The 25065-nt window shown below is 70.2% G+C and carries 19 protein-coding genes; 13 read left to right on the plus strand and 6 right to left on the minus strand.

Going from position 1 to position 25065, the window contains the following annotated elements; genetic code table 11:
- The first annotated feature begins 59 nt into the window (after positions 1–59).
- Together K7787_RS01770 and K7787_RS01775 are read left to right on the plus strand one after the other, a co-directional pair.
- Positions 60–1265: an MFS transporter gene (locus K7787_RS01770; RefSeq protein WP_247720434.1), complete on the plus strand. Its 1206-nt coding sequence runs from the start codon at positions 60–62 to the stop codon at positions 1263–1265.
- A gap of 586 nt (positions 1266–1851) precedes the next feature.
- Positions 1852–4050, plus strand: coding sequence for an MMPL family transporter (locus K7787_RS01775; RefSeq protein WP_247720435.1), 2199 nt, complete (start codon positions 1852–1854; stop codon positions 4048–4050).
- Positions 4051–4289: 239 nt separating this feature from the next.
- On the opposite strand, the gene K7787_RS01780 is transcribed toward K7787_RS01775, so the two are convergent.
- Positions 4290–5333, minus strand: coding sequence for an NAD(P)-dependent alcohol dehydrogenase (locus tag K7787_RS01780; protein WP_223000238.1), 1044 nt, complete (start codon positions 5331–5333; stop codon positions 4290–4292).
- 118 nt (positions 5334–5451) lie between these two features.
- Here K7787_RS01780 and K7787_RS01785 point away from each other — a divergent pair, with 118 nt between their 5' ends.
- Positions 5452–6354 carry a helix-turn-helix domain-containing protein gene (locus K7787_RS01785; protein ID WP_223000239.1) on the plus strand — a complete coding sequence of 301 codons (903 nt, stop codon included), beginning with the start codon at positions 5452–5454 and terminating at the stop codon, positions 6352–6354.
- Positions 6355–6611: 257 nt separating this feature from the next.
- Here the strand turns inward: K7787_RS01785 and K7787_RS01790 are convergent, their stop codons facing one another.
- Positions 6612–7166 (minus strand): hypothetical protein, encoded by a 555-nt coding sequence (locus K7787_RS01790; RefSeq protein ID WP_247720436.1) that lies wholly within the window; start codon positions 7164–7166, stop codon positions 6612–6614.
- Positions 7167–7426: 260 nt separating this feature from the next.
- On the opposite strand from K7787_RS01790, the gene K7787_RS32220 reads away from it, so the two are divergent.
- From K7787_RS32220 to K7787_RS01815, 5 genes are all read left to right on the plus strand, one after another.
- Positions 7427–8548: an XRE family transcriptional regulator gene (locus K7787_RS32220; protein ID WP_308036271.1), complete on the plus strand. Its 1122-nt coding sequence runs from the start codon at positions 7427–7429 to the stop codon at positions 8546–8548.
- A 439-nt stretch (positions 8549–8987) separates the two neighbouring features.
- Positions 8988–9824, plus strand: a complete 837-nt coding sequence (locus tag K7787_RS01800; protein ID WP_169437423.1) for a CPBP family intramembrane glutamic endopeptidase — start codon at positions 8988–8990, stop codon at positions 9822–9824.
- Between the two features lie 146 nt (positions 9825–9970).
- The gene (locus K7787_RS01805; protein ID WP_223000242.1) at positions 9971–11131 is read left to right on the plus strand and encodes a sensor histidine kinase; all 1161 of its coding nucleotides are present in this window, start codon (positions 9971–9973) and stop codon (positions 11129–11131) included.
- A complete protein-coding gene (locus K7787_RS01810; RefSeq protein ID WP_223000243.1) occupies positions 11128–11790 on the plus strand; it encodes a response regulator in 663 nt (220 codons plus the stop codon). Before K7787_RS01805 ends, K7787_RS01810 begins: the two co-directional genes overlap by 4 nt.
- Before the next feature lie 575 nt (positions 11791–12365).
- A complete protein-coding gene (locus K7787_RS01815; protein WP_009192932.1) occupies positions 12366–12569 on the plus strand; it encodes a cold-shock protein in 204 nt (67 codons plus the stop codon).
- Between the two features lie 237 nt (positions 12570–12806).
- Here K7787_RS01815 and K7787_RS01820 read toward each other — a convergent pair whose 3' ends face one another.
- Entirely contained in the window at positions 12807–13787 is a 981-nt protein-coding gene (locus tag K7787_RS01820) for a zinc-dependent alcohol dehydrogenase family protein (RefSeq protein WP_223000244.1), read from the minus strand.
- Between the two features lie 87 nt (positions 13788–13874).
- On the opposite strand from K7787_RS01820, the gene K7787_RS01825 reads away from it, so the two are divergent.
- Entirely contained in the window at positions 13875–14258 is a 384-nt protein-coding gene (locus tag K7787_RS01825) for a winged helix-turn-helix transcriptional regulator (protein WP_223000245.1), read from the plus strand.
- A gap of 936 nt (positions 14259–15194) precedes the next feature.
- Here K7787_RS01825 and K7787_RS01830 read toward each other — a convergent pair.
- Positions 15195–15758 carry a hypothetical protein gene (locus tag K7787_RS01830; protein WP_223000246.1) on the minus strand — a complete coding sequence of 188 codons (564 nt, stop codon included), beginning with the start codon at positions 15756–15758 and terminating at the stop codon, positions 15195–15197.
- Positions 15759–16706: 948 nt separating this feature from the next.
- Here K7787_RS01830 and istB point away from each other — a divergent pair.
- From istB to K7787_RS01850, 3 genes are all read left to right on the plus strand, one after another.
- On the plus strand, positions 16707–18062 hold the full coding sequence (gene istB, locus K7787_RS31520; RefSeq protein ID WP_247720437.1) for an IS21-like element helper ATPase IstB: 1356 nt from the start codon (positions 16707–16709) through the stop codon (positions 18060–18062).
- A gap of 587 nt (positions 18063–18649) precedes the next feature.
- Complete coding sequence (locus tag K7787_RS01845; RefSeq protein WP_223000247.1) at positions 18650–18985, plus strand: SGNH/GDSL hydrolase family protein; 336 nt, start codon at positions 18650–18652, stop codon at positions 18983–18985.
- Between the two features lie 319 nt (positions 18986–19304).
- The gene (locus K7787_RS01850) at positions 19305–19751 is read left to right on the plus strand and encodes an SRPBCC family protein (protein ID WP_223000248.1); all 447 of its coding nucleotides are present in this window, start codon (positions 19305–19307) and stop codon (positions 19749–19751) included.
- A 69-nt stretch (positions 19752–19820) separates the two neighbouring features.
- Here the strand turns inward: K7787_RS01850 and K7787_RS01855 are convergent, their stop codons facing one another.
- Both K7787_RS01855 and K7787_RS01860 read right to left on the minus strand, forming a co-directional pair.
- Positions 19821–20333, minus strand: coding sequence for a hypothetical protein (locus K7787_RS01855; RefSeq protein ID WP_223000249.1), 513 nt, complete (start codon positions 20331–20333; stop codon positions 19821–19823).
- Positions 20330–20680 carry a hypothetical protein gene (locus tag K7787_RS01860; protein WP_223000250.1) on the minus strand — a complete coding sequence of 117 codons (351 nt, stop codon included), beginning with the start codon at positions 20678–20680 and terminating at the stop codon, positions 20330–20332. The genes K7787_RS01855 and K7787_RS01860 overlap by 4 nt, the downstream gene beginning before the upstream one ends.
- Positions 20681–21906: 1226 nt before the next feature.
- Here K7787_RS01860 and K7787_RS01865 point away from each other — a divergent pair.
- Positions 21907–25062 (plus strand): hypothetical protein, encoded by a 3156-nt coding sequence (locus K7787_RS01865; RefSeq protein ID WP_223000251.1) that lies wholly within the window; start codon positions 21907–21909, stop codon positions 25060–25062.
- Positions 25063–25065 lie beyond the last annotated feature (3 nt).

Genomic DNA, 25065 nt, shown 5'->3' on the forward strand with positions numbered 1-25065 from the left:
GTTTTGCCTCCACGCGAAAGCATAGTCACCGCGGGTGGGCTGCCGTGATGCTGTCGGCCATGACCACCACGTCCGTCGCGCCACGTCCGGCCACCTATCGCGAGGTGTTCGCCGTCGGCCAGTTCCGCGTGCTCTTCGGCAGCTACACGCTCTTCCTGATCGGCGAGACGGTCCGGATGCTCGCCCTGTCCGTGACCGTCTACGCGGCAACCGGGTCGCCGCTGATGTCGGCACTGGCGTATGCGGCGGGCTTCCTTCCCTATGCCCTGGGCGGCACGCTGCTGCTGGCTTTCGCCGACCGCTGGCCCCCGCGCACCGTCATGATCGGCTACGAGGTGCTGCGCACCGCCGTCAGCGCCGTGCTCGCCGCCGGTCTGCTGCCGGTACCGGCCATGCTGGCGCTCGTGTGCGTGACGGGCCTGCCCAGCGCCGTCGCCTCCGCCTCGCGCACCGCCCTTCTGCCCGACCTGCTGGACGGCGACCGCTACGTGCTCGGCCGTGCCGTGTTCTCCATGACGGCCGGCGGCACACAGGTGCTCGGCTTCGCCGGCGGCGGCATGCTGATCGCCGCTGTCGGCGCGCAAGGCGCGCTCTGGATCACCGCCGCGACCTGCCTGGCCTCGGCAGGCCTGCTGCGACTGCGCCTGGCCGACCACCCACGCCGCCGCACCGGCGCCTCGGCCGGCATCAGCGAGACCTGGCAAGTGAACCGGGCGCTGCTGGGCCGGCCTGCGATCCGGGCGCTGCTGCTGGCGCAGTGGCTCCCACCGGCGCTGATGGTCGGCGCCGAGGGCGTGCTGATCCCGTACGCCGCCCAGGTCGGTGCGCCTGACGCAGCCGGTCTGCTGTTCACGGCGGTCGCCGCCGGGATGTTCACCGGCAACCTGATCGTCGGCCGCCTGGTACGCCCTGCGGACCGGGAGCGGCTGGCCCGCCCTCTGGCGCTCGCGCTCGGACTGCCGCTGCTGGGGTTCGCGCTGCACCCCGCCCCGGGATACGCCGCCATCCTGCTGACCGTGTCCGGCTTCGGCGTCGCCTACCAGCTCGCACTGGCCCGCAGGTTTCTTGACGAGGTGCACGAGACGCAGCGGGGTCAGGCGTTCGGCCTGCTGCTGACCGGGACGATGACGCTCCAGGGCCTGGCCGCCGCAGCCGGAGGCGCGCTGGGCGAGGTGGCGACCCCGGCGCTGGTCGTCACACTGGCCGGCGCGGCCTCCGCCCTCGCCGCCCTGGTGTCCTGGCGAACGCTGTCACCCACTCCCTGACAGCCCTCCACAACGCCGTCGTGGCCGACCGGCCGACGGCATCCGCCGGGCTGCGGCCTGTGGCATCCCGGGCGGCTCCGGAATCCCAAGGGTGGGTTGAAGGGATCGGCATCGGCGTTGTATCGGTCGGCTCGGGGGCACCGAGAATACGGGGCGTGGCCGTCACATGGAGGCATGCGCGGGTCGGTCGGCCTCTGCCGATGCCGCAGCCGGCCCGGGTCCTCCGGCCAACAGCCGCCCCGCATCCACCGCCCGACAGGCAAGGCCCTCAGGACCGCTGTGCGGCGGGCCGGCCGTCGGCTCACCTCCGCCTGCGCGGAGAGCACGGCCCGCCGTCCTGGGCGGGCCCGTCGGGCGCCACCCACCCTTGCTGCCGCGCGGGCGGACTCGCTCTCGAAGTCCCGGCCGTCTGATATCCGGTCGTGCCGGGGCGCGCCTGCTGGAATGATCCCGTTGCGTGGTCACTACCATGTGGCCTTAAGACACCCATCCGGCCGGTGCGTTGGACGCGCGTCGGCCGGGGTCGCCGATGCCGGGGACCGCTCCCCGGGCTGCGGTGATCTTCCTGTCCAGGAGGACCCCCCGCATGTTCCGACGAATAGGCAACGCAGTCGTCCGACATCCCGTCTGGACGATCGTGGCCTGGCTGATCGCCGCGGTGGCGATCGTCGCCACGGCTCCCGGCCTGCCTTCGAACAGTGACGAGAGCAGTTTCCTGCCGAAGAGTTACGAATCCATCAAAGCGGCGGACCTGCAGCAGAAGGCGTTCCCCAGCGCCTTCACGCCGTCCGCGATCGCGCTCTACCAGCGCACCGACGGCGGCCGGCTGACCGACGCCGACAAACAGGACGTCGCCCGGATCACCACCGAGCTGGGCAAGAAGCACATCGACCAGGTGCAGAAGGTCGTCCCCGGCCAGCCGTCCAAGGACGGCAGGTACGACCTGACCCTGGTCCAGATGGACAGCAAGAAGGCCGGCCAGCCCGAACAGGCCGACGCGGCCAAGGTGTTGCGCGACGACGTCAAGCAACTCGCCAAGGGCACGCACCTGGAGGTCAAACTGGGCGGCTCCGCGGCCCAGGCACTCGACCAGCAGGACTCGTCCAAACGCGGACAGGCACTGATCGGCATCGGCACCTTCGTCATCATCCTGGTGACGCTGCTGATCATCTTCCGGGCGCCGATCCTCGCCGTCCTGCCGCTGATCCTGATCGGCCTGGTGTCCGCCGTCGCCAACGGACTGATCGCCTACGCCACCAAGCTGTTCGGCCTCCAGGCCAACAGCTCGATCTCGTCGATCCTGATCGTCGTGCTCTTCGGCGTGGGCACGGACTACTTCCTGTTCCTGATGTTCCGCTACCGCGAACGCCTGCGCGCCGGCGACGAACCCAAGCAGGCCATGGTCAACGCGGTCGACCGGGTCGGCGAGGCCATCGCCTCCGCCGCCGGGGCGGTCATCATCGCCTTCCTCGCGCTGGTGCTGTCCACGCTCGGCTTCCTCAAGCAGATGGGACCGGCGCTCGCCATCGCGGTCGCCGCCACGCTGGTCGCGGGCCTCACCCTGATCCCGGCCGTGGTCTCGCTGATCGGACCGAAGGTCTTCTGGCCGTCCAAGTCCTGGCAGCGGGAACCGGAGAACGCCCGCTTCGCCGCCCTCGGCCGCGGAGTGCAGCGCCGTCCGGCGCTGACCGCCGGACTGTCCGGACTCGTCCTGGTCGTGCTGTCGCTGGGCATCCTGAACTTCAACGCCACCTTCGACCTGGCGTCCGGGTCCATGCCCAAGACCAAGGAGTCCATGGTCGCCCAGGACGAGATGCAGAAGGCGTACTCGGCGGGCGCGGCCGCTCCCACCGACGTCTACCTGTCCAGCACCGACGGCAAGCCGCTGGACCGGGGCGCGTTTGACTCCTACGCGCGCAGGCTCGGCGCCGTGGACGGGGTCGCGGACGCCCGGATGACCCAGGTCAACAAGGCGGGCACCACGGCGGACTTCACGGTCACGCTGAAGTACGAGGCGTCGACGGACAAGGCCATCGACGCCGTGGGCCGGGTGCGCGACGTCGCGCACGCCGACGCCCCCGACGGCACCGAGGCCCTGGTCGGCGGCATGTCCTCGATCTACAAGGACATCGACGCCGCGGTCAACCACGACTACCGCACGGTCTTCCCCGTCGCCGCGGTCCTCATCATGATCATCCTGGGGCTGCTGCTGCGCAGCGTGGTCGCGCCCTGGTACCTGATGGCCTCCGTGGGCCTGGGCTTCGGCGCCACCCTCGGTGCCACCGTGTGGATCTTCCAGAACGGCCAGGGGCATTCGGGTCTGATGTTCATGCTGCCGGTGATCATGTATCTCTTCGTGGTCGCCATCGGCACGGACTACAACATCCTCATGATCGCCCGGCTGCGCGAGGAGGCCCGCGAGGGCCGCGAACCGCGCGAGGCCGCCGGCATGGCGCTCAGGCACGCCGGGCCGACCGTCGCCGCGGCCGGCTTCATCCTGGCGGCCACCTTCGCCACGATGATGCTGGCGGGCAACTCGCTGCTCACGGAGATGGGTTTCGCCGTCTCCTTCGGCATCGCGGTCGCCGCCTTCGTGATGTCGATGTTCTTCACGCCCAGTCTCACCGCCCTCATCGGGCACGCGGCCTGGTGGCCGGGGCACGGCGACCGGGCCGCCGCGACCGGGACCGGCTCCGCCGACGCGCTCCCGGCCCATGGGAGCGAGGCCCACGGGGGCGAGGGCCACGACAACGTCGCCCACGATCCCGCGGGCCGCAGCAACTAGCGGCAGCGCGACGAGCGGCCCCGCCGGGCGGTGTTCCGGCGGGGCCGCTCGCTCGCGCCGGACACCACAGGGCCGGACACCACAGGGTCGGACCCCAGAGGGCCGGACCCCGGAGGACCGAGCTTCGCCGCCCGCACTCGGCGGCCGACGGCAGACTCGGCCGCACGAAGCCGGCTGCCGTGACGGGCACGAGCGAGCCCGCCGCCCGGGGAGGGCGTCGACCGTCTGCCGGGCAGGACTCAGATCGTCGCCGCGTCGATCACGAAGCGGTACCGCACGTCCGAGTTCAGAACCCGCTCGTACGCCTCGTTGACCTGGCTCGCCTCGATGAGCTCGATCTCCGCGCCCATGTTGTGCTCCGCACAGAAGTCGAGCATTTCCTGGGTCTCGGCGATGCCGCCGATCATCGAGCCGGCGAGGGTCTTGTTGCCGCCGATGAGGGAGAACAGGTTCAGGGAGATCGGCTCCTCGGGGGCGCCGACGTTGACCAGGGCGCCGCCCGTCTTGAGCAGGCCGAGGTACGCGCCGAAGTCCAGCGGCGCCGACACCGTGGAGAGGACGACGTCGAACGTGCCCGCCAGCTCCTCGAAGGTCTTCGGGTCGCTCGTCGCGTAGTAGTGGTCCGCGCCGAGCTTGAGGCCGTCGTCCTTCTTGCGCAGCGACTGCGACAGGACGGTGACCTCCGCACCGAGGGCGTGGGCGATCTTGACGCCCATGTGGCCGAGGCCGCCGAGGCCGACGACGGCGACCTTCTTGCCGGGGCCGGCGCCCCAGTGCTTGAGCGGGGAGTACGTGGTGATGCCGGCGCAGAGCAGCGGGGCGGCCACGTCGAGGGAGATGCCGTCGGGGATGCGCAGAGTGAAGGCCTCGTCGACCACGATCTTCTGGGAGTAGCCGCCGTACGTCGGCCGGCCGTCCTTGCCGACGCCGTTGTACGTCTGGACGCTCCCTCGGACGCAGTGCTGCTCCCGGCCGCTGCGGCAGGGCTCGCACTCACGGCAGGAGTCGACCATGCAGCCGACGCCGACGCGGTCGCCGACCTTGAACTTGGTGACGCCGGAGCCGACCTCGGAGACGACACCGGCGATCTCGTGGCCGGGAACCATCGGGAAGATGGCCTCGCCCCAGCCCTCACGGGCCTGGTGGATGTCGGAGTGGCAGATGCCGGCGTACTGGATGTCGATCAGTACATCGTGCTCGCCGACCGTGCGGCGCTCGATGGTGGTGCGCTCCAGCGGAGCCTTGGCACTGGGCGCGGCGTATGCGGCAACGGTTGTGGTCATGGCTCCCAGGGTGGCACCGCCGAGCACGTTCACCCAGGTCACCGCTTTGCGTACGCTCAGCGGTCCTACTACTGAGGGGGTCAGGCTCGTGGGCGTACGACCGGGAATACTGGACACCATGGATGCCGAACCGGACAACCCCGAGGGTCTCGACCAGCGCGCCGAGCTGAGCGAGTTCCTGCGCACCCGGCGGGCCCGGCTCAAGCCCGAGGACGTGGGAATCGCGACGATCGGACGGCACCGGCGGGTGCCGGGCCTGCGGCGCGAGGAGCTGGCGCAGCTGGCCGGGGTCTCCGTGGCGTACTACACCCGGCTCGAGCAGGGCAACGGGCGCAATGTGTCGGCGGAGGTCCTCGACGCCATCGCGCGCGCCCTGCGGCTCAGCGAGACCGAGCACGCGCACCTGACCCACCTCGCCAAGCCGAGGCAGCAGCGCAGGAGGCACCGGGCGCCGAGGCGGCAGCAGCCGCGCGTGGCGCTGCAGCATCTGCTCGACTCGATGGAGGGCGTGCCCGCGTACATCGGCGGGGCGCGCTCGGACATCCTCGCCTGGAACCGGACGGCGGCGGCCCTCTTCGGCGACTGGGGCGCGATGCAAGCCCACGAACGCAACTGGGCACGCCTGACGTTCCTCAACCCAAGCTACCGGGAGCTGTTCCGCGACTGGGAGCAGAAGGCGTCGGACATGGTCAGCTATCTGCGCCTGTACGCGGGCCGGCACCCGGACGACCCCGAGCTGTCGGCTCTCGTCGGTGAACTCTCCGTCAAGAGCGAGGAGTTCCGGAAGCTGTGGGCCACGCACGACGTGAAGGAGAAGGGCCACGGCGTGAAGCGGATGCGGCATCCGCTGGTCGGCGAGCTGAGCCTCGCCTACGAGACGCTGCACCTGCCGGACGACGACGGCCAGTTCCTGTGCGTCTATCACGCGGAGCCGGGTTCCCCCTCGGCGGAGGCGCTGCGCCTGCTGGCGAACTGGGGCACCGACGCCGTACGCGCGGGCAACGAGGCCCCACGCCCCTGACGTGCGGGCTCCCGCCCCCTCCCCGAGCCTCGCCGAACTCCTCCCGCTGATCACTACGTCCGGGCGTGCCGCCGTGCCGCCGAGCAGAAGACGGCCGGCGCCCTCACGCGGTCGGGAGGCCTTCGCGGCGACGGGCCGACCGGTACCCGGCATCGCGCCGACTCCCGCACGTCGGCTGCTGCCCACGCCCGCACACGCAAGCGGCTCCGCCGCCGCTCGAAGGGGACCGTCCCAGCCGTAAGGCCCGGAAACCCGCCTCACGGCGGGGTCTCGATCACCTCGCGAGCGCGCCGGGCGAACCGCTCCCGGCTCACCTCGACCGCGTCGACCACGTCTTCGAGACCGGTGCGGTACTCGTCGTGCGGCACCCCGCCTTCGATCATCCCGAGGCGCACCCTTTCGAGGTACGTCCGCAGGGACCTCACGTCCGACCACACGTTCACGGCCTGCGCGGCCACGGGTTTCGGCCCCATCAGATCGAGCCGCGCCTGCGCCTTGTAGAGGGCGTCCACCGCGGTGCCGAGTTCCTCGACGGCCGCGTGCAACACGTCCGCCGGAGGCGGGGCGTTCCCCGTGGAGGCCCTCGCCCCGTCCTGGTGGGCGACTCGGTGCAGCACGCTGTCGACCGGTTCCGCTGCCTTCATGAACGCGAGGTACGCCTCCAGACGTTCGTTCCGCAGCGCCCGACCGTGTTCGACCGCCCCCTGGTCACGCGCCTGCCGACGAGCAGCCGCATAGGTCAGCCACGAGGTGCACAGGGTGCCGGCGACGCCCACGCCGGCTCCCGCCAGGGCCGCCCATCCTTGGTCCATGCACTCCATCCTGATGGGGTCTGCCGCCGCGCGACACCTGTTCCCCAGAACTTCGTGTCTTCTACACTCGGACACTCGCGTAAGTCGACCAGATGCCACATACGACAGATCACAGCCGTGACTTGGAGGCCGGACACGTGGCCGCAGCAGCACCTCGCCGGTCGGGCGACCCGGCGGCGGGTCCCGAGGGTTCGGCAGAGCGATTCGCCTCTGACTTACGCGCACTCCGTACGTCGGCGGGCGGCCCGACGTATCGTCAGATGGCCGCGCGGACAGGCCAGTCGCCCAGCGCCCTCGCCAACGCCGCGAAGGGCGGGGAGCTGCCGCTCCTCGAAGTCGCCCTGGCCTACGCCGAAGCCTGCGGCGGCGACCGCACGGAATGGGAACGACGGTGGCGGGCGGCGCAGGCCGAGTCCGGCACCGCACCGACGCCGAGGCGCCGGTGGCCGGTCCTGGCCGCCGCCGGCGCCGCTGCGCTCGCCCTGGCGGTCGTCGCAGCGGTACTCGTAGATCGCCTCGCGCACGAGCCGCCACCGCCGGCCCTCGCCGCCGGCCCTTCCTCCCGCTTCTTCGCCGCCGACGACGTCTTCAACCAACGGCATCCGAGTCCCCGCCCGGAGCCCGACTCCGCGCAGATGGTCACCGATCTGCTGGCCCCGGGCCGGGTGCGGGTGTACTCCGGCAGCGCCGGGTTGCTCGTGCACCGAGCCACCCCCAGTACCCCGACCCACGAAGTCGTCCCGCGCGAACACGTCGATCAGTGGGGGCCCAACCCCTTCGAAGGCGTCCGCTTTCCCTGGGACGAGTCGTGGAAGGTACCGCGGTCGGCGCGCGAGTGGACCGTGGTGATCACACCGGACGGGCGGTCGCTGGAATGCCGGCGGATCGAGGTGCGGGACGGAAAACCGAGCTGTGAATGGGGAGCCGTGTCCGACATCCGCGGTTCGTCGGTCTCCGACAAGGGACAGGCCACCGGCAGCGGTCTGTCCCGCCTCGCCGGACTGATTACTGGTGCCGACTGGAAGTCCGGCCGCATCGAACACGCCCTTGCCTTCGGCACTCCGGACAACAACGGCCGGCACGTCTTCCCGGCGATCGGAAGCGACGGCCCCGGCCAAGGCCCCTGGCGCGAAGGGCAGTTCATCTGGCTGGACCGTGCGTACGACATCGACGCCGACACCACGCTCGAGCCGTACGAGCGGATGATCGCCAAGGCCTTGCAGGAGTACGGCGCGTTCGACGTCAAGAACGCCGACGAATTCGGTTTCACCGCCGAGTACGGCTCGAAGCCGCCAGGGTACGACGGAGACGGCTACGCGCCCCTCACCCACATCAAGTTCGGGAAGTATCTGCGAGTCGGGACGATCGCGCCTGCGTCCTGAACCGCGGCACCCCTCACCCGCCCCCGTCATGGCCTGAGGCGGGTGATCAGCCGTCGTATCCCGGCGAGGCCGAGGTGGATGAGCCGGGAGGATCCGTTTCTGCTGTGTCCGCGTCCTTGTCCGCGTCCAGCGCGCGGGCTCGCAGGCCGGCCGACCAGACAAACGGCAGCCGCCCGCTGCCGGAAGGCGATCTTCTGAGCCCGCGCACACCAGGCAGCCGATCCCGCCGCGGGCTCCCTTGTACGGCGTCGCCTGGCCCCGGAACCGCCCAGGAGCCGGCCCGGCCATGCGTGCCCGTGCCGGGTTACGGACGACGCGGCTGTCCCCCGTGAGAGCTACACGCAAGTGCGCTCCTCACGGGGACGCTCCGCGACCGCCCGATCCGTAGGTTCGTGACCAGCCGCGGCGCTCGGTCCGCGGATTCGGCGAAGGGCATCTCATGAGACTGGTCTGGCAGCTTCTGGCGGTCGCGGCAGTGGCGTTCATCGGCAGTCAAGCCGTGGCGGCGGTGGACGGGAACTCCTGGCTCACCCTGCTGCTCGGCCTGCTGTCGGCGGTTATCACCGTCCCGGTCTACCGCTGGGTGGTACGACGGACCGAGCACCGGCCGCCCGCGGAACTCGCTGCGAGCGGCGCCTGGAGCGCGACCGTGCGCGGCACTCTGATCGGCGCCGCCGCCTTCGGCGCGGTGATCGCCAACATCGCCTTCCTCGGGGACTTCCACGTCGACGGCCGGGGCTCGGTGACCGGCGCGATCGGACTTGTCGGATTCATGGCGGCCGCCGCCGTCACCGAGGAACTCCTCTTCCGCGGCGTGCTGTTCCGCATAGCCGAAGAACGCGTGGGCACCTGGTGGGCGCTGACCGCGACCGGGGTGCTGTTCGGCCTGTCCCACCTGGCCAACGAGCACGCCACGGTGTGGGGAGCCCTCGCCATCGCGGTCGAGGCAGGAGGCATGCTCACCGCCGCCTACGTCGCCACCCGCAGCCTGTGGCTGCCCATCGGGCTGCACTTCGGCTGGAACTTCGCCGAGTCCGGCGTCTTCAGCACCGAGGTCTCCGGAAACGGCGCCACCCACGGTCTCCTCGACTCCTCGACGTCCGGCTCCGCGCTGGTCACCGGCGGCAGCTTCGGGCCGGAGGCCAGCCTCTACTCCGTACTGTTCTGCGTCCTGTTGACGGCCGCCCTTCTGGGTCTCGCCCACCGCCGAGGCCGCCTCCTGCCCCGCCGCAACCGCGCCGAACGGGCCGCCGCCACGGCTACACTCGCCCAGTGAACAGGCCAGGCAGGACGCGCGCCCCTGCTCCCGGATCACCCCGAAGCGCAGTACTGGCGGCGAAAGCCGAGACCGACCCGGCCGTACGACCCCGGCTCCGCGCCGAAGAGCTTCGACACCGGGCCGTACGAGCCTGGCACCGCGCCGTGCCGCTGTGGCACCGCCTCCCCGTCTCGTCCCGGGACCTTCCGCTCGGGCTGCTCCTCCTCGTCGCCTCGGCGCTCCCCGGTTTCCGGGGCAACGGGACCAGCGTCGGCGACGTGGCGACCCGCCCGCTCGACGCCCTGGCCGCCGCCGCCCTCGCCCTGGAATGCCTGCCGCTCGCCCTGCGGCGGCGCTCGCCGGCGCTCGGCCTCGCCCTGGTCTCGCTCGGGTTCTGCCTCGACCAGCTGCGCGGCTACCACACGTTCGCCGGCACCGCCCTGCCCATCGCCCTGCTCAGCGCGGGCGCCCACCTGCACCGGCACCGGCGCGGCACCGCGGTCCTGTTCTCCGTGGCGTACGTGCCGCTCGCCGTCACGCTCGCGCACACCGGCCGGGGCGGCGAGCGGGCGAGCGGATTCGTCACCTTCTACCTCGCGCTGGCCCTCGCCTGGGGCGTCGGGGCCTGGCTGCGCGCCGACCGTGCCACGGAGGCCGAGCGCCGCCGACGCGTCGCCGACGACACCCGCGCGGAGGAACGCACGCGCATAGCCCGCGAGTTGCACGACATCGTCACCCACCACGTCACCGCGATGGTCGTGCAGGCCGAGGCGGCCCGCTACCTGACCGCCGCGCCGGAACGCCTCGACGAGACGCTCAGCGCCGTCACCGACACCGGCCGGCAGGCCATCACCGACCTGCGGCACCTGCTCGACCTGCTCGAACCGAGCCACGGCCCCGGCCGGAGCACAGGCCGAGGCGCCGAGCCGAGGACACCGGCCGCCGGCGCACTGCGCACCCTCGTCGAACAGGCCCGACGGGCCGGGCAGCCGGTCGAGTTCACCGAGGAGGGCGCCCCGGCCGTGTCGGCGGGCAGCGCCGACCTCGTCGCCTACCGGGTGGTGCAGGAAGCCCTGACCAACGCCCTCAAGCACGACCACGGCGGCCTGACCACGGTCCGGGTCCGCCACACGGACAAGGAGATCACCGTGGACATCGGCACGGACGGCACCGGCTCGCCCGCCGCGTCCCCCGGCGGCGGCGGACGGGGCCTCGCCGGGCTGCGCGCGCGGGTCGACGTCCTCGGCGGCGACTTCGACGCGGGCGCGCGCGCCGGCGGGGGCTTCGCCGTACGGGCCCGCATACCTGTGGGCGGCGCGGCGTGAGCGCACCGACCCGGGTCCTGGTCTGCGACGACCAGATGCTGATCCGTACCGGGCTGGTCACCATCATCGGCGCCCAGCCCGACCTCGAGGTGGTGGGCGAGTGCGGGGACGGCCGGGCGGCGGTCGACCTCGCCCGGCGGCTGCGTCCCGACGTCGTGGTGATGGACGTACGGATGCCGGTGCTCGACGGCATCGAGGCCACCCGCCTGCTGGCCGGGGCCGGGGTGGAGAATCCGGTCAAGGTCCTGGTCGTCACCACCTTCAACCTCGACGAGTACGTCTACGAGGCCTTGCGCGCGGGCGCGAGCGGGTTCCTCCTCAAGGACGCGCCCCCGGACCAACTCCTGCACGGCATCCGCACGGTGGCCGCGGGCGCCGCCCTGCTGGACCCCGACGTCACCCGCCGGCTTGTCGGCCGCTATGCCGCCCGCATCCGCCCGCTCGACGACGGCAGCGCGGCCGAAGCTCCGCTGACCCCCCGCGAGCTGGAGGTTCTGCGCCTCATCGCGGACGGCCTGTCCAACGGCGAGATAGCCGGGAGCCTCCAGATCAGCCAGGAGACCGTCAAGACCTTCGTCTCCCGCATCCTCGCCAAGCTGGGCCTGCGCGACCGTGTCCAGGCCGTGATCTACGCCTACCGCCGGGGCCTGGCGAGCTGAGAAGCGAGAAGCGAGAAGCGGCTGACGCTCTTCGCGCTGACGCTCTTCGCGCGGAGCCGCCGCCGCGTCGGCGGTCGCGGCCCGGTGCCGGCCTGCCCGCCGTGCCGGACCGTGCCGGGCCGAGCCGGGCCGAGTGGATCAGCCCACTGCCCACGGCCTGCGGTGTTGACCGGCTGCCCCGGCTGCCCCGGCGGCCCCGGCTGCGTCGCGGCGGGGCCGGTCCGGCTCCGGCCGATCTGCGCGGCGACGTGCCTGATCTCCGCCTCGCCACAGGCGGTGCGCACGCCGGACGTGCTGCAGCCGACGCGGCGGGCGAGTTCCTCCTCACCCAGAACTACGACTCCGGCTACGCGCGACACCCCCATGCTTCTGACGGGACGGCCCTCGGCGATGTGATGCCGTCCTTACCGAGCTGCTGCGGGGGCCGTTCGGCTGCCGGATCGGATCGCCCCGAACTCGTGGGGGGATGATCGAATAGCGGAGCCCCGGATGGGGTAGAACCGATGCTGGGCCTTCCCTGGAAGACCCGGTTACTCACCCCGGCCGGCACCCCCGGCGAGATCGAAGGACGCAGTATGGCCAGCGGCACCGTGAAGTGGTTCAACTCCGAGAAGGGCTTCGGTTTCATCGCCCAGGACGGCGGCGGACCGGACGTCTTCGCCCACTACTCGAACATCTCCGGCAACGGATACCGCGAGCTGGTCGAGGGCGAGCCGGTCACGTTCGACGTCACCCAGGGCCAGAAGGGTCCCCAGGCCGAGAACATCGTCCGCGGCTGACGTCCCCGCCTCCCAGGGAGAGGTCCGCTTCACGGACGTCCAGAACCTTCAGCTCGAGCTGCAGCCATCACCCCTGGGCAGCCCGCGAGCCCCGGACCATCGGTCCGGGGCTCGTTCGCGCATCAGCAGGACGTCGAGGCGCTCCGGCAGCCGCGCACGCCACGTTCCCACGGGTCATCGATGCGTCTTCCGTGATCGGGAGTTACCCCGAACGGCTTACAGGAGTCCGGCCTGCGGTCAGACCGTGACGACGATCTTCCCTGCGTGGAGTCCTTTCTCCAGACGGCGGTGAGCTTCGACCACGGTGTCGAAGGTGAACACCTTGTCGATGGTCGGCCGCAGCGCGCCAAGGCGCACACCGGCGGTCAGGAAGGCCGCCATGCGTTTCACCACGGCGGTGTCGAGAGTGTGCTCGAAGCTGCGGTAACTGAAGACCGTGAGCGGCGCGCTTCTCGGGAAGGGTGTGGGCCGGGGGTCCAGAAAGCCGGCGGCGACCAGTGTCCCGTCGGGGCGCAGCGCCTGCAGGAGCTGCTGCTGCCCGGGGCCCATGACCATGTCCAGGGCGATGTCGGCGCCCCTCCCGCCGGTGCAGTGGCGGACGGCTTCGACTACGTCCATGTGGTCGGTGGCGATGACGGCGGCGGCGCCGGCGGCGAGGAGGTCGTCCTTCTTCTCGCTGTGCCGGGTGAGGGCGATCGGCACGGCGCCGATCTGACGGGCGATCTGCATCGCCGCACGACCGACGCCGCCGGACGCGGCGGAGATGAGGACGTGGTCGCCGGGCCGCATCCCCGCCTTCTCGACGAGCGCCCCGTAGGCGGTGGAGTACGCGACCCAGATCGCCGCCGCCTCCGTGACGGCGAGCCCGGCGGGCCGGGCGATGACCTGGGCCGCCGGGAGCGTGATGTGGTCGGCATAGCTGCCGTTGCTGCCGGCGTCCGGAACGGCAGCGAGGATGACCGGATCGCCGATCTCCAGCCCGCTGGTCCCGGGGCCCAGCGCATCGACGACCCCGGTTCCCTCGACGCCGAGCCGAGCGTGCGGCAGGGCGACGGGCCCGGGCGAGGAACCGGAACGCATCATCTGGTCGAGCGGGTTGACGGCGAACGCCTCGATCCTGACCCGGACCTCCCTCTCGGACGGCTCGACGACCGGCGCCTCGACGATGTGCATGACATCGGGCCCACCGAACTGGTCGAACACCACGGCTCGTGACATGTTGACTCCTCCGCATCGGGTGTCTGTTCCCCTGCTCACCCAAGACGTTACGGAGCCGTGCGTTACCTCCTGGTACCTTCGATTCCCATGCAGAACGCGGCCGGACCAGCCTTCCTCGCCGACTGCCCCACGCGCCTGGCGGTCGAGATCATCTCCGACAAATGGGCCGTCCTCGTGCTCTTCGGGCTCAGCCATCAGCCCCGCAGACACGGCGAACTCGTCGACCTCATCGGCGGCGTCTCGCGCAAGGTCCTCACCCAGACGCTGCGCCGGCTGCAGACCTATGGTCTGGTCGCACGCCGTGCCGAAGCGCCACGGCGGGTCGAGTACAGCCTCACCGATCTCGGGCGGACCCTTGTCGAGCCCATCGAAGTCCTGACGACGTGGGCCAGGGACCACGGCGGCGCCATCGTCGCGTTCCAGGAGGCAGCGCGAGTCGCTACGCCAACTCAGGCTCGCGCAGCGGATTGACCTCGGCGAGGGGGGCCTCGCCGGCGGGCGGCGGTAGGTCCCCGCGGTGGCTGCGCAGTCGTGGGGGCCACGCTCTTCGACGGGCCCCGGCTTTCCGGGGCCGCACCGGTCGCGCTGCCCGCCCGGGCCGCGACTCCACCGCGGGCAAGGAGCCGAAGCGGGCTCCGGCCTGCCCCTCGACCGACGGGTCCGCGTCCTGGCCGGGCTCGCCGACGACCCCGACGAGACAGCCCTGACCGGGAGGTGTTCGCCAGCCGGATACGGCCCGTGCGCGCGGCCGCGAAGCACGAGCGAGCCGGCCGGCTGTCCGCCGCGCCGTGTGACCGGTTGGTTACGACTGGCACGGCGAGCACCACCTTCGCGGCGGAGAGACTCTTCCAAGCGGACCGGCCGGCGACGGGACCCGACGTCTTCCCCCCCGGGGGACCGGCCGGCGACGAAACCCGACACCTACGGATCCCCCGTGTCTAGCGAGCCAGCGCGCTTCCGCAGCCCCTGGCCGGACCCTCGTCCGATGCCCACGTGCCCCCGCGCCTGCGTACCGTCGGAGTACGACACGGTCGGCCTGCCCCCGTTCCCCGGCCACATGTCCACGCCGGGCGCCGAGCACCCGGCGCTTGCCCGGCACCCCGCGTTCTCCTGCGCGCCGCGTCCGGTACGCCCGGCTACGTCGCCCCGACGCGCGTCTTCAGGCGGAGCAGTACTTCAGGCGTAGTAGTAGGAGTACAGCCCACCGGACTTGTACTTCTGCCCCTTCTTGCAGGCCACGTAGGAACCCCGACGGTCACCCACCCAGCGCTGCGGGCCGAAGTAGCGGTGACCGCTCGCACCTACACCATCAGGCGACGGCAGACCCTCTCAAAGACTCACGAACCGCCCTCTGAGGCAGCGAGTTCCGACGGTTCCCATCCCCGCTAAGGCACTGAGCCCCGCGCTTCACTTGCCGGAGATCTTGGCACGGGCATCGGCCAACAGCTGGAAGGCATGCTTGCGGTCCTGTTCCAGCGTGCCGTCGACTCCGTCGACGGTGACCGTGATCAGCTTCCTGCCCTCGCCCGCATAGGCGTCCACCCTGCCGCCGACCAGGAACTCCTCGGGAGGGTCGGCCCGGTAGGTACCACACGACCCCTTGGCCCCTTTGAAAGTCTCGGTGACTCCGTCGGCCGACGTGGCGTGACACTTCCCGCCAACGTACTCGGCCACCTGGGAGGGATCCTTCCAGTCGAGGACCTCCAGCGAGAGCTTCGCGACGGTGTGGAGCGGCCCGCTCCCACTGCGGCCCGCCTCCCTGACCGAGATATTGACCAGGCACGACCCCTTGCCGTCCTGGAAGTGCCCGTTGACGCCAGCGAACTTGTTGTCGCCGAGCGCCGCGGCGACCGTTTCCGGCTTCAGGTAGTGGCCGCAGCCCGTGTCCACCCCCTTGGTCAGCGCTGGGGTCACCGAGGGGCCGGTCTCGCTCCTGCCGCCTCCTCCACAGCCGGTCATCAGCAGCAACACCACAACCAACCCGGCCCCAGCAGACCCGCCGCGACGCATCTCCGCCCCCATCACCCTGGCGCATCACCGCTACCCGTTCATGGAGAAAAGACGATAACAGCCATGCCAGAGGCCGTGGTTGAGCCCGCCACTCAGCGGAGGCGTAGAGCAGGACGACCGCACCAACGGAGCTGGAACCACGCCGAGACAGCCGAGCCGGACCAGAACGCATGAGACAGGTGCCACCAACAGGTCCCAGCGAACCAGACCGACAGAGACTCCGGCTCCCGTCGCGTCCCCAGCTGATCAGGGCGTCGTAGGTCACGTTCCTTCCGTACTGCCTCCAACGCCTTGCCGACGACCCGCACCTGTCGGCGTCCACGCTGTTCGACGAGGTGGTGGGGCTCGGCTATGAGGGTGCGTACTCGACGTTTACCCGCGCCCTTCGCCGCTATCAGGTCCGGCCGCACTGCGAGCCCTGTCATGCCTCGACCGGCCGCAACGTCGCGGTGATCGCGCATCCATCGGGCGAAGAGATCCAGTTCGACTGGCTGGAGTTGTCCGATCCGCCCGAAGGGTGGGGGGTGGGTGGGCACGCGCATCTGCTGGACGGGGCTCTCGCGCATTCGGGCCGGTGGAGGGCGGTGCTGGCGGAGTCGGAGGACTTCCCCCATCTGGTCCAGGCCCTGGACGATATCGTGCGCAAGTCGGGCGGGATAGCCCGCCGGTGGCGCTTCGACCGGATGGCCACCGTCTGCTATCCCTCCAGCGGCCAGGTCACCGCGGCGTTCGCCGCCGCGGCCAAGTACTACAGGGTTAGGATGGACATCTGCCCGCCCCGTCGCGGCAACCGCAAGGGAGTGGTGGAGAAGGCCAACCACTCGGCCGCGCAACGCTGGTGGCGCACGGTTCCCGACGGGCTTACGGTCGTGCAGGCCCAGTCCAGGGGTCGACAAGCTCTCGCTCCGGATGGACGACCGTCGCCGGCGGATCGAAGGAGCGGTCACCACCGTCGGCGAGCTCGCCGCGGCCGAGCCCCTGCTCGACATCCCGGTGCGGCCGTTCCCGGCCGAGCTGAAGGTCGAGCGGACCGTCAGCCCGCGGAGCCTGGTCGCGTTCGACGGCAACTTCTACTCCCTTCCGCCCGGCCTGCCCGGCGTCACGGTCAAAGCCCTGCACCGGCTCGGCGAGGACGACCTGCGCATCGCCGCCGCCGGCCGGGCCGTGGTGGCCTGCCATCGCCGGGCCCAGCGAGGCGCTGGGCAGACCGTCCGGGACGACGGACACGTCATCGCCCTGGAGAGGGCGGTGCTGTCCTCCTTCTCCGACCGGGCCCCCTGCAAGACCAAGGTCCGCAAACCGCCGTCAGCCGCAGCCCTGGCCGAAGCCGAGCGTCTGCGCGAAGGACCGGCTGCCGGCAGTTCAGCCGAACGGGTCGTGATCGACCTGACCCACTATGACGCCGTGGCCGACCGGCTGCGGAGTGCCCCCTCACTCGTAGGAGGAGAGCCGGGAGTGAATACGTCACTGATGCAGGTGAGCGAAGCCCGCCGGTTTCCAGCAGCTCAGAGGCCACCTGTCCTACCTCGAACTCAACGACGCAGCAGAGGCGCTGAACGGGTCCTGGACGAGGCCCGCACCGAGCGGATGTCACTGACCGCAGCCCTGGAACGGCTCCTTGAGATCGAGGTCGAAGCCACCGAAGCCTGCAAACTCGCCGCCCGGCAATGGTTCGCCTGTCTGCCCGAGCCCTGGACCCTGGCCGACTTCCACTTCGCCGCCCAGCCCGGCGTTGACGAGAAGCTGATTCGCGACCTGGCCACCTTGCGCTTCCCCGACTACGCCTTGAACCTGCTGTTCGTCGGCCCTCCCGGGGTGGGCAGGACCATGCTGTCAGTGGCCCACGGACGAGCGGCCGTCGACGCCGGCCACCGCGTCTACTTCACCACCGCCGCGGAACTCGCTGCCAAGTGCCACAAGGCCGCCCTCGAAGGCCGCTGGAAAACCTGCATGCGCTCCTTCGCAAGTCCGAAGCTTTTGATCATCGACGAGCTCGGCTATCTGCCGCTGTCCGAGGACGGCGCCTCGGCCCTGTTCCAGGTGATCAACCAGAGGTATCTCAAGTCCAGCACGATCCTGACGACCAACGTCGGGATCGCCGACTGGGCCGGATCCTTCGGTGACGCCACCGTCGCGGCCGCCATGCTCGACCGGCTCCTGCACCGAGCTGCCGTCGCCGGCATCGACGGCCCCTCCTACCGGCTCCGCGGCCACCAAAACCAGGCCGACGCCCTGTGCAAGGGAGTCAACGCACGTGTCTCCTGACCCCAGCGAACAGCTCAACCCCGCGCCCGCCAACTGCCCAGTCTGTGAGGGCGAGTTCATGCCGAGCCCGAGACAGATCTACTGCTCTCCCCGCTGCCAGAGGCCGTATGCCCCGACAGCGGCGGCGAACACTCGCTACCGCTCCGCTCAGAGGCGGACGGCTCGGACGGACCAGTCGAGGGCCGATGCGAGGCTCTGCGGCGAGGGCCGGCCGTTGATCACTCCGACCAGCTGGAAGTATCGGTCCCGGCGCGGGTCGCTCATGCTCACCAGCCGGGTCAGCAGCAGGAGGCGCAGTCCGGCGTCGTCGGGGCGGCCGAGGGTGTGGGCATGGTGAGCCGCAAGCGCCGTGACGATCGCATGGGCTTGGCGGGAGGCCGGGGCGATGCCCGCTGCCAGGGCGGGACCGGCCTGGTCACGGACGACTGCGGCGAGGTCGCGGCGCGGTACCGTGGTGTCGCCTTGTGCCTGTTCGGACGCGTGGCAGCGACCTCGGGCAGCGAGATGTCCTGGTTGATGACCCTGCGGATTGTGGGCAGGTCCAGTCCCAGGTTGCGCAGGGTCCGTACACCCGACATTTGAACGCCATGCTCGACCAGCCCAGCGGCTGCGCCCGTCGGATCGTCGTCTCCGAAACCCAGTTCGGCCCCGTAGAGGACCCCGACACTGTCACCGCGATGAATGCGGAACTCGCCCGCTACAACGCGACCGCCCACGCGGTGGCCGACGGGCACGGCGCGCTGTTCCTGGACGTGTGGACGCCGTTCACCGCTGCCGCCCGGCACCTGACCGGCGAGCCGCCGCCCTGTGGACCGAGCTTGGCGATACTGTCCTGCTCCAGCAGGCCGAGCGACTCCTTGCCCAGCCCCGCATCGTCGAGGAACTCCAGGACTACCCGCTCTTGGAGCGCGACGCCGCGCTGACCGCGTACGGGCCGTCCGGCGGCTGAAAGGCCCGGGGCCGTCCGGCGTTGGTCGGCCACCGCCGGACGCCCCGGCACCTGCACCTCGTGCCCGCTTCGTGATCTTCGAGGGAGTTGACCCGTGGCCCTGCCGGGCCGCACACACAGGCGCTCACCGGCGCGTTACCCCTGCTCGACACCGGCAGCTTGACAGCCTGGGGCCGACCGTTGGCCGAGAAGCTCCCCGTGGGCGGCAGGTTGCTGGTCGCGGGCAACAGCGGCTCGGCGACCGAAGCTCAGCACCTGACCTCCGGACCCGGCCCGCCGCTACGGTGGGGGCCATGCAGCCTGTCACTGTGTCGATCAGCGTGTCGCGGACGCCAGAGCAGATCTACGAGTTCCTCGAGGTCATGGCGCATCATGAGCGCTTCACCGACCACTACCTCTCCGGCTGGTGCTGCGACGGCCCGGCCCGGGGTGTCGGGTCGCGCGCCACGGTCACCGCCACCCTGGCCGGTGCGAGGACCGAGGTGACCATCGAGACCGTCGAGGCGGACGCCCCGCGGCGCCTGGTCGAACGCAACGTCAGCGCGGCCGGGCGGCGGCTGGCCCAGGGCACCTACACCATCGAGCCGCTGGGCGGCGGCGCGAGCCGCGTCACGTTCACGTACGCCTGGCGGCGCGCTCCGTTCGCCGACCGGCTGCTGGCTCCCGTGGTGCGGACCATGATGCGGCGCGCCAACCGCACCGCCCTGCGCCGCCTGGCCGCCGAGCTGACCCGTTCCTGACGCGGCCCCGGGTGACGGGCGGGGGCGGGCGCCCGGCCGGCGGCCAGGTGCCCACCCCCGCCCTTTCCGTCAGGTGCTGCTCGTGGTGGACGACTGCAGGACCGTGCAGCCGGAATCCCACCAGGGGAGATCCGCGCGGATCTCGTCCAGCCGGTGCTCGGAGTAGTCCGGCAGGCCCTCGGGGATTCCCGCGGCCTGCAGGAGATGGAACTCGGCCGCCGTGCCGGAGAGGGAAAGCTCACCGTCCGGAAAGAGGCCGATGTCCATCCGCCATTCCCTCCTGGCCACCGAGGGCACGCTGTTCATGATGGCGAAGGGGAGCAGCGTGCGTTCCAGCGGCTCCTCCTCCCACCGGAACGTGTGCAGTCCGCGGACCACCAGGAGAGCGGCGTTGCCCGTGTCGTACTGCAGGGCGGTGCGCATGTCCAGGAGGAGTCCCGCACGGCCCGTGGGAGGGGACACCCGGCAGTCCAGGAGGTGCACCTCCTGCAGCGCGGCTTCCTCCCGCAGCGGGTCCCAGTCGACGGGGTCCGCCCGCGTGACGTCAGCGGTGCCGGTGAACAGTTCTTCGATGGAGATCATGGGATCGGGATGCGGTAGTAGGGATCGGACTTCGCGATGTCGGCCCGTCCGGTCAGCGGGTGCACGGTCTGTCCCGCGGCGTTCAAGTATTCCACGTACCCGTTCGGGTACTGGAACTTGCCCTTTGTGACCGGATCCATGACCCGGACGTAGGTGACCTTGTCGCTGAGTCCGTTGGCGACGGCCTCGCTCTTCTTGATCTCGTACACCCACCCCTTGAGGTTGTTGGCCGTCGCGACGGCCTTGCGGCCCTTGGGGAGCCACAGCTTCTCACCCTTGGGGTCGAGGACGTCGGCGATCAGGCACCGGCTGTTGTGGACCAGTACGGGGGTGCCGCCGGCCAGCAATTCGACCTTAAGCCCAAGAAACGACCCAGACGCGAGTCCACTCAGACGTCCACGGACAGCACATCAGGTGATGCCGCATCAGGCAGTGATCGGGCTGGCGTCGTCACCAGTGAGCAACGCCTGCACCTGGTACAGCAGCCAGCTCCTGCTTGCCCCGGCGGTCGGCGACCGACCGCAGAGAAGAACTCAAGGCCTAGCAACGGAGTGCGCCGACAGCCGCCCGGCGCCCAGACAGTGTTCCGGGCCCCAGGGCACAGTCTCAGTTGCGATGGCGGACGGCCAGCGCCTGTCATCAGCATCGACTTGACCCCGGATCAAGCCCCGTTCCCCATAAGGAGCATGAGGCACGCCCCGGCATACGCGCCGGTCCTTCCAGACCGCTGGCTCCTGCGACTGTTCGTCCAGCGCTCGGGAGTTGGTGGCGCCAACGGTGAATGCTTCTTGATCGTCCAGGCCTCCAGTCGAATCTCAGATTTCCCATAGTTTTTTGCTTCCATAAGTCGCCATACACTCGAAGCAGGGTTCATCCACTAACCAAGAGTCAGACAGCGGGCAGTCACCGCCTCAAGCGTCCGCGATGGCGAGGCTTCTGGGAACAGAACCCGGCGTACAGTCCGGACGGGCACCAGCAACCCATCGGCGCAGCCGCGCAGTTGCGGAATCCGCTGTGAGGTCTCATTGATGCTGCGGTGACCGCCCGTCGTTGACCTGCACTGCCGCAGGTGCCTTGTGACGGCTTGTGGGCGCTGTATGGGCTGTCTGAGCTGTGGTGCTGCAGATTGGATGAGATTGCCGCACATGTAGTGAGAATGCCTTTACGGCCGAGACGGGGACTCGACTCCGGTGCTCAGCTGATGGTGGTCTCGCCCGCGGTCGCGCATCACACCGCCAACGATCATGATGCGATGCGCCGACCAGGCGCTGTGGCAGGTCCCTCGCTTGTAGCTTTTGCGTCATCCTCCTGGCCGGTCACCTCGAGTGCGGATACGCCGGTGGCACCGCAGGACTCACAGGTGCTTCTCCGCTTCTGCCTTGGCCGGGGCGATCAGGCTCCGCAGGATGTCGCCGCTACCTGGCGCCCTTCCACGTAGACGCGCAGACCGCACCCGTCCATGTGGGTCGCCGGTGCGTGCCTGGCACGAGTACGAGCCCGGGGCGGGTTGCCTGCTACGGCGGTGCGGAGGCTGTGGCGCCTCGGGATGTCAGTGGGGTGCTGGACACTGGTCATGCGTGAGTGCGGCTGTGAGACCAGGGGGACCGACGCGAGTGACGATGCCGTCCAGCTCGAGCGGCGTATCCGCTTCGCCTTGAGTGTTCTGGGCGAGAGCAACAGCCATCACGAGTTCGAGGCCCTGTGCCTGGGTTTGGCTCGTCGGAGGATCACTAGCAATCTGCTGCCGGCGACCGGCCCTGTCAGCAGTGGCGGGGACCAGGGGCGGGATGCCGAAAGCCACTGGACCGACATCCCCCGGGAACTGCCCGGCACGTCTTTGTTCGCGTCGCTGGCCTCCACCCAGCGGGTGGTGATGGCCTGCACCATTCAGGCCGCCGGTGTCCCGGGCAAGATCAGAAGGGACCTTGCCTCGATCTGCGGGCAGGGAACGCCTGTTGACCGCGTCATCTACTTCACGGTGACCGCTGTGCCTGCCAAGAAACGGCACGACCTGATCGATGAAGCTGCCCGGACACATCAGGTTGACCTGGAGATCTGGGACGCGGCCGCCCTCGCCCTCCATCTTGCCGACTACGACCTGTTCTACCTCGCCGTCCAGTACCTCCACCTGCCCTCCGACCTAGCTCCGTCACGCCCGGACGGAGCCGGTGAACTGCCTGACTGGTATGTCGAAGCCTGCCGGCGATGGCGGGCGAGCGACGAGCCGGCCTGCACCCTGGGCGACCTGGTGGACCTGCGGGCTCCGTTGCGGCACGCCACTTCCCACAAGGAGGCTCGCGCCGACCTGCCGGAGTGGATCGGCTACGCACGGGCCCTGCTTGCTGCCGCAGCGGGGAAGCACACCGCTCTGCGGGCTCGCTACGAGATCGTCGTGGCGACCCTGCGCGGCCTCGGCGACATGCATTCGACGGACCAACTGGCCTGCGAGTTCTTCGGCATGGTCACCGTCGACGACACCCTCACCGACCCGGGAATCCTCGAGGACGCCGTCATGCTCCTCCAGTACGGGTTCGGGGCGCTGGCGCGCTCTCTCACCGCGCTGACCGCCGACGACCTGTGCCGCTGGCAGCGCCTGCTCACAGACAAGATCGACTGCCTGCTGGACGCGGACCCACCCGCCAACGCCATGGCCCATCTGCTGGCCATGCGGGCCCGCCTGGCCCTGCACGCTGACATGACCGCCGACTTCGAGACCGTGCCCGAGGATCTGCCGACCGTCGCGGAGGTCACCGCAGCCGTCGTCGCAGCAGTTGAGGCTGGTGAGCCGATCCCTGCCCTGCAATCGCAGCCGCCGATAACGGACCTCGACACGGGCATGAAGATCCTGCTCCGGCTGGGCCACCACCTGGACAACGCGCCGATGTTCCCCATCGAGCGCACCGCCGATCTCTTCGACTACCTCACTCCTGTACTGGTGGACCATCCGCTCTACCGGGAAGTTCGTGACCTGCTCGATAAGGCCACCGACCGGGTTACCGGCCAGACCGCACGAGGTGAACGCGCCCAGTCCCGGGGCCACGCCCTGATCAAGAGCGGCCGCCTCCCGCAAGCGCTCCAGGAGATCCACGAAGCCAAGGTCAACTGGCTGCGCGGTGACACCCTCGAGGGCGGCCTGACCATGCTGTTGCTGTGCGCGCGCCTCTACAGCGAACTCGGCCTGCCCATCGCCGCCAAGCAGTACGCGCTCGCAGCAGCCGCCGCCGCGAAGACCGGACCAGGCCCCGAGCTCAACCACTATGTCCCCCGCAGCATCATCCTCGCCGCCCAGTACGACCGCCAGGCCGGAAACTGGATCTCCGCCACCCGCCTGTTCTGCATCGGCCTCATGGCACAGAACGCCTACTGCGACGAGCCGTACAACCCCGAACGCTACCCGTACGTCTGGGAGATGATGGCCGACCAGGCGCTCACGCTGCGCATCGCCAGCGCCCTGCGGCCCGGCTTCGTCTCCCTGATCCGCGTGATCACCGCTTCCGTGGGCATCGACACCCTCATCGACGACCTGCTCGCCCCGACCGCCGACAGCCCCACAGCAACCGAAGAGACATACACCGAGGAGGCCGACGTTCAAGGAATGGGACGGCCTTTCAGTGACGCCGGCCCTACACGCCGCTGCGTCTGGAACGCGCTCGGCGTCGACTGGGAGATTACCTGTCCGAATGAACACCTCTCGGTGCTGGCCGCGGAACGCTACACCGCAGCACTCCAGGTATTCCTTGGTGAACTCGCCACACAGGACCCGCTGTTCCTGCCCGGACGCGTCAGCGTCGAGATCCACGCAGATGCCAACCTGCCGCACGACCAGCCCGCCGCCTGCCACCACAGCGCCGAACGGGACATCAACCGGTGGAGGCTGCGCCTGCACGCCGGGCGCCTGCCCGCCGGCGCACCCGCAGACCTGGAAACAGAGCCGTCCCGTCTGCTCACCGTCCTGATCAAAGTGGTGCTCTCCCAGTCGCTGCTCTCTGACGAGGCATTCATGCACCTCGTCGAGCAGGCACTCGCCGGGGGCCTCTGGCACAAGCTCCTCGTCGGCCGCCCCTACGACGAACTAGCCGACTTCCTGGAGCCGGAGATCTACCAGACGATGGCCGTGCTCGCCGACCCGGCCGTCGGAGCAGGCACGCCCCAGGGTCAGGCGAATCCGGCTGCTCTGCCGGCCCGGACTGGCCCCGGCCCCGGCTACGAGCATAAGGGGGCCCTCGACGCCGTCCGTAGCCGCTATGCCGTGATGCTCCCCATCGTGCGCCACACCCTTCCCCGCCTGTCCGCGGACCCCGCCTTCCGCCACAGGGCGATGCAACTGCGAGAGGAGGGGTGGCGCGACTGGCATCTGCTGACCGCCATCGCCAACGCCGTCGGAAACCATCGTGCGCGGCAGCAGGGCCTGCACCCCTTTCCGGGCGATTCTCCGGAGCACCGGGCCCGCATTCTCGCCGCCATGCAGGCTCCCGAGCGTCCCGATGACCCGCCTGTCCCCGCAGAGGCATTCACCGAAAGTGCCTTGCGGACACACCTGTCGGTCGCCGCGGTGAGCACGGCGCACTCCCTTGGCCTTGTCGTCCGTCACGGCTTCCTCGACCGGCAGGCACTGCTGTCGGTGCTGGGCGACCGGTACGGCTACTGGACGAACGACGTTGAGCACGATGACCCGTTCGACTGGCCGGCTGCGGAGGACGTCATGACAATTGATCAAGGACGCGCCTGACTC

The sequence above is a fragment of the Streptomyces sennicomposti genome (assembly GCF_019890635.1).
Taxonomy (GTDB): Bacteria; Actinomycetota; Actinomycetes; order Streptomycetales; family Streptomycetaceae; genus Streptomyces; species Streptomyces sennicomposti.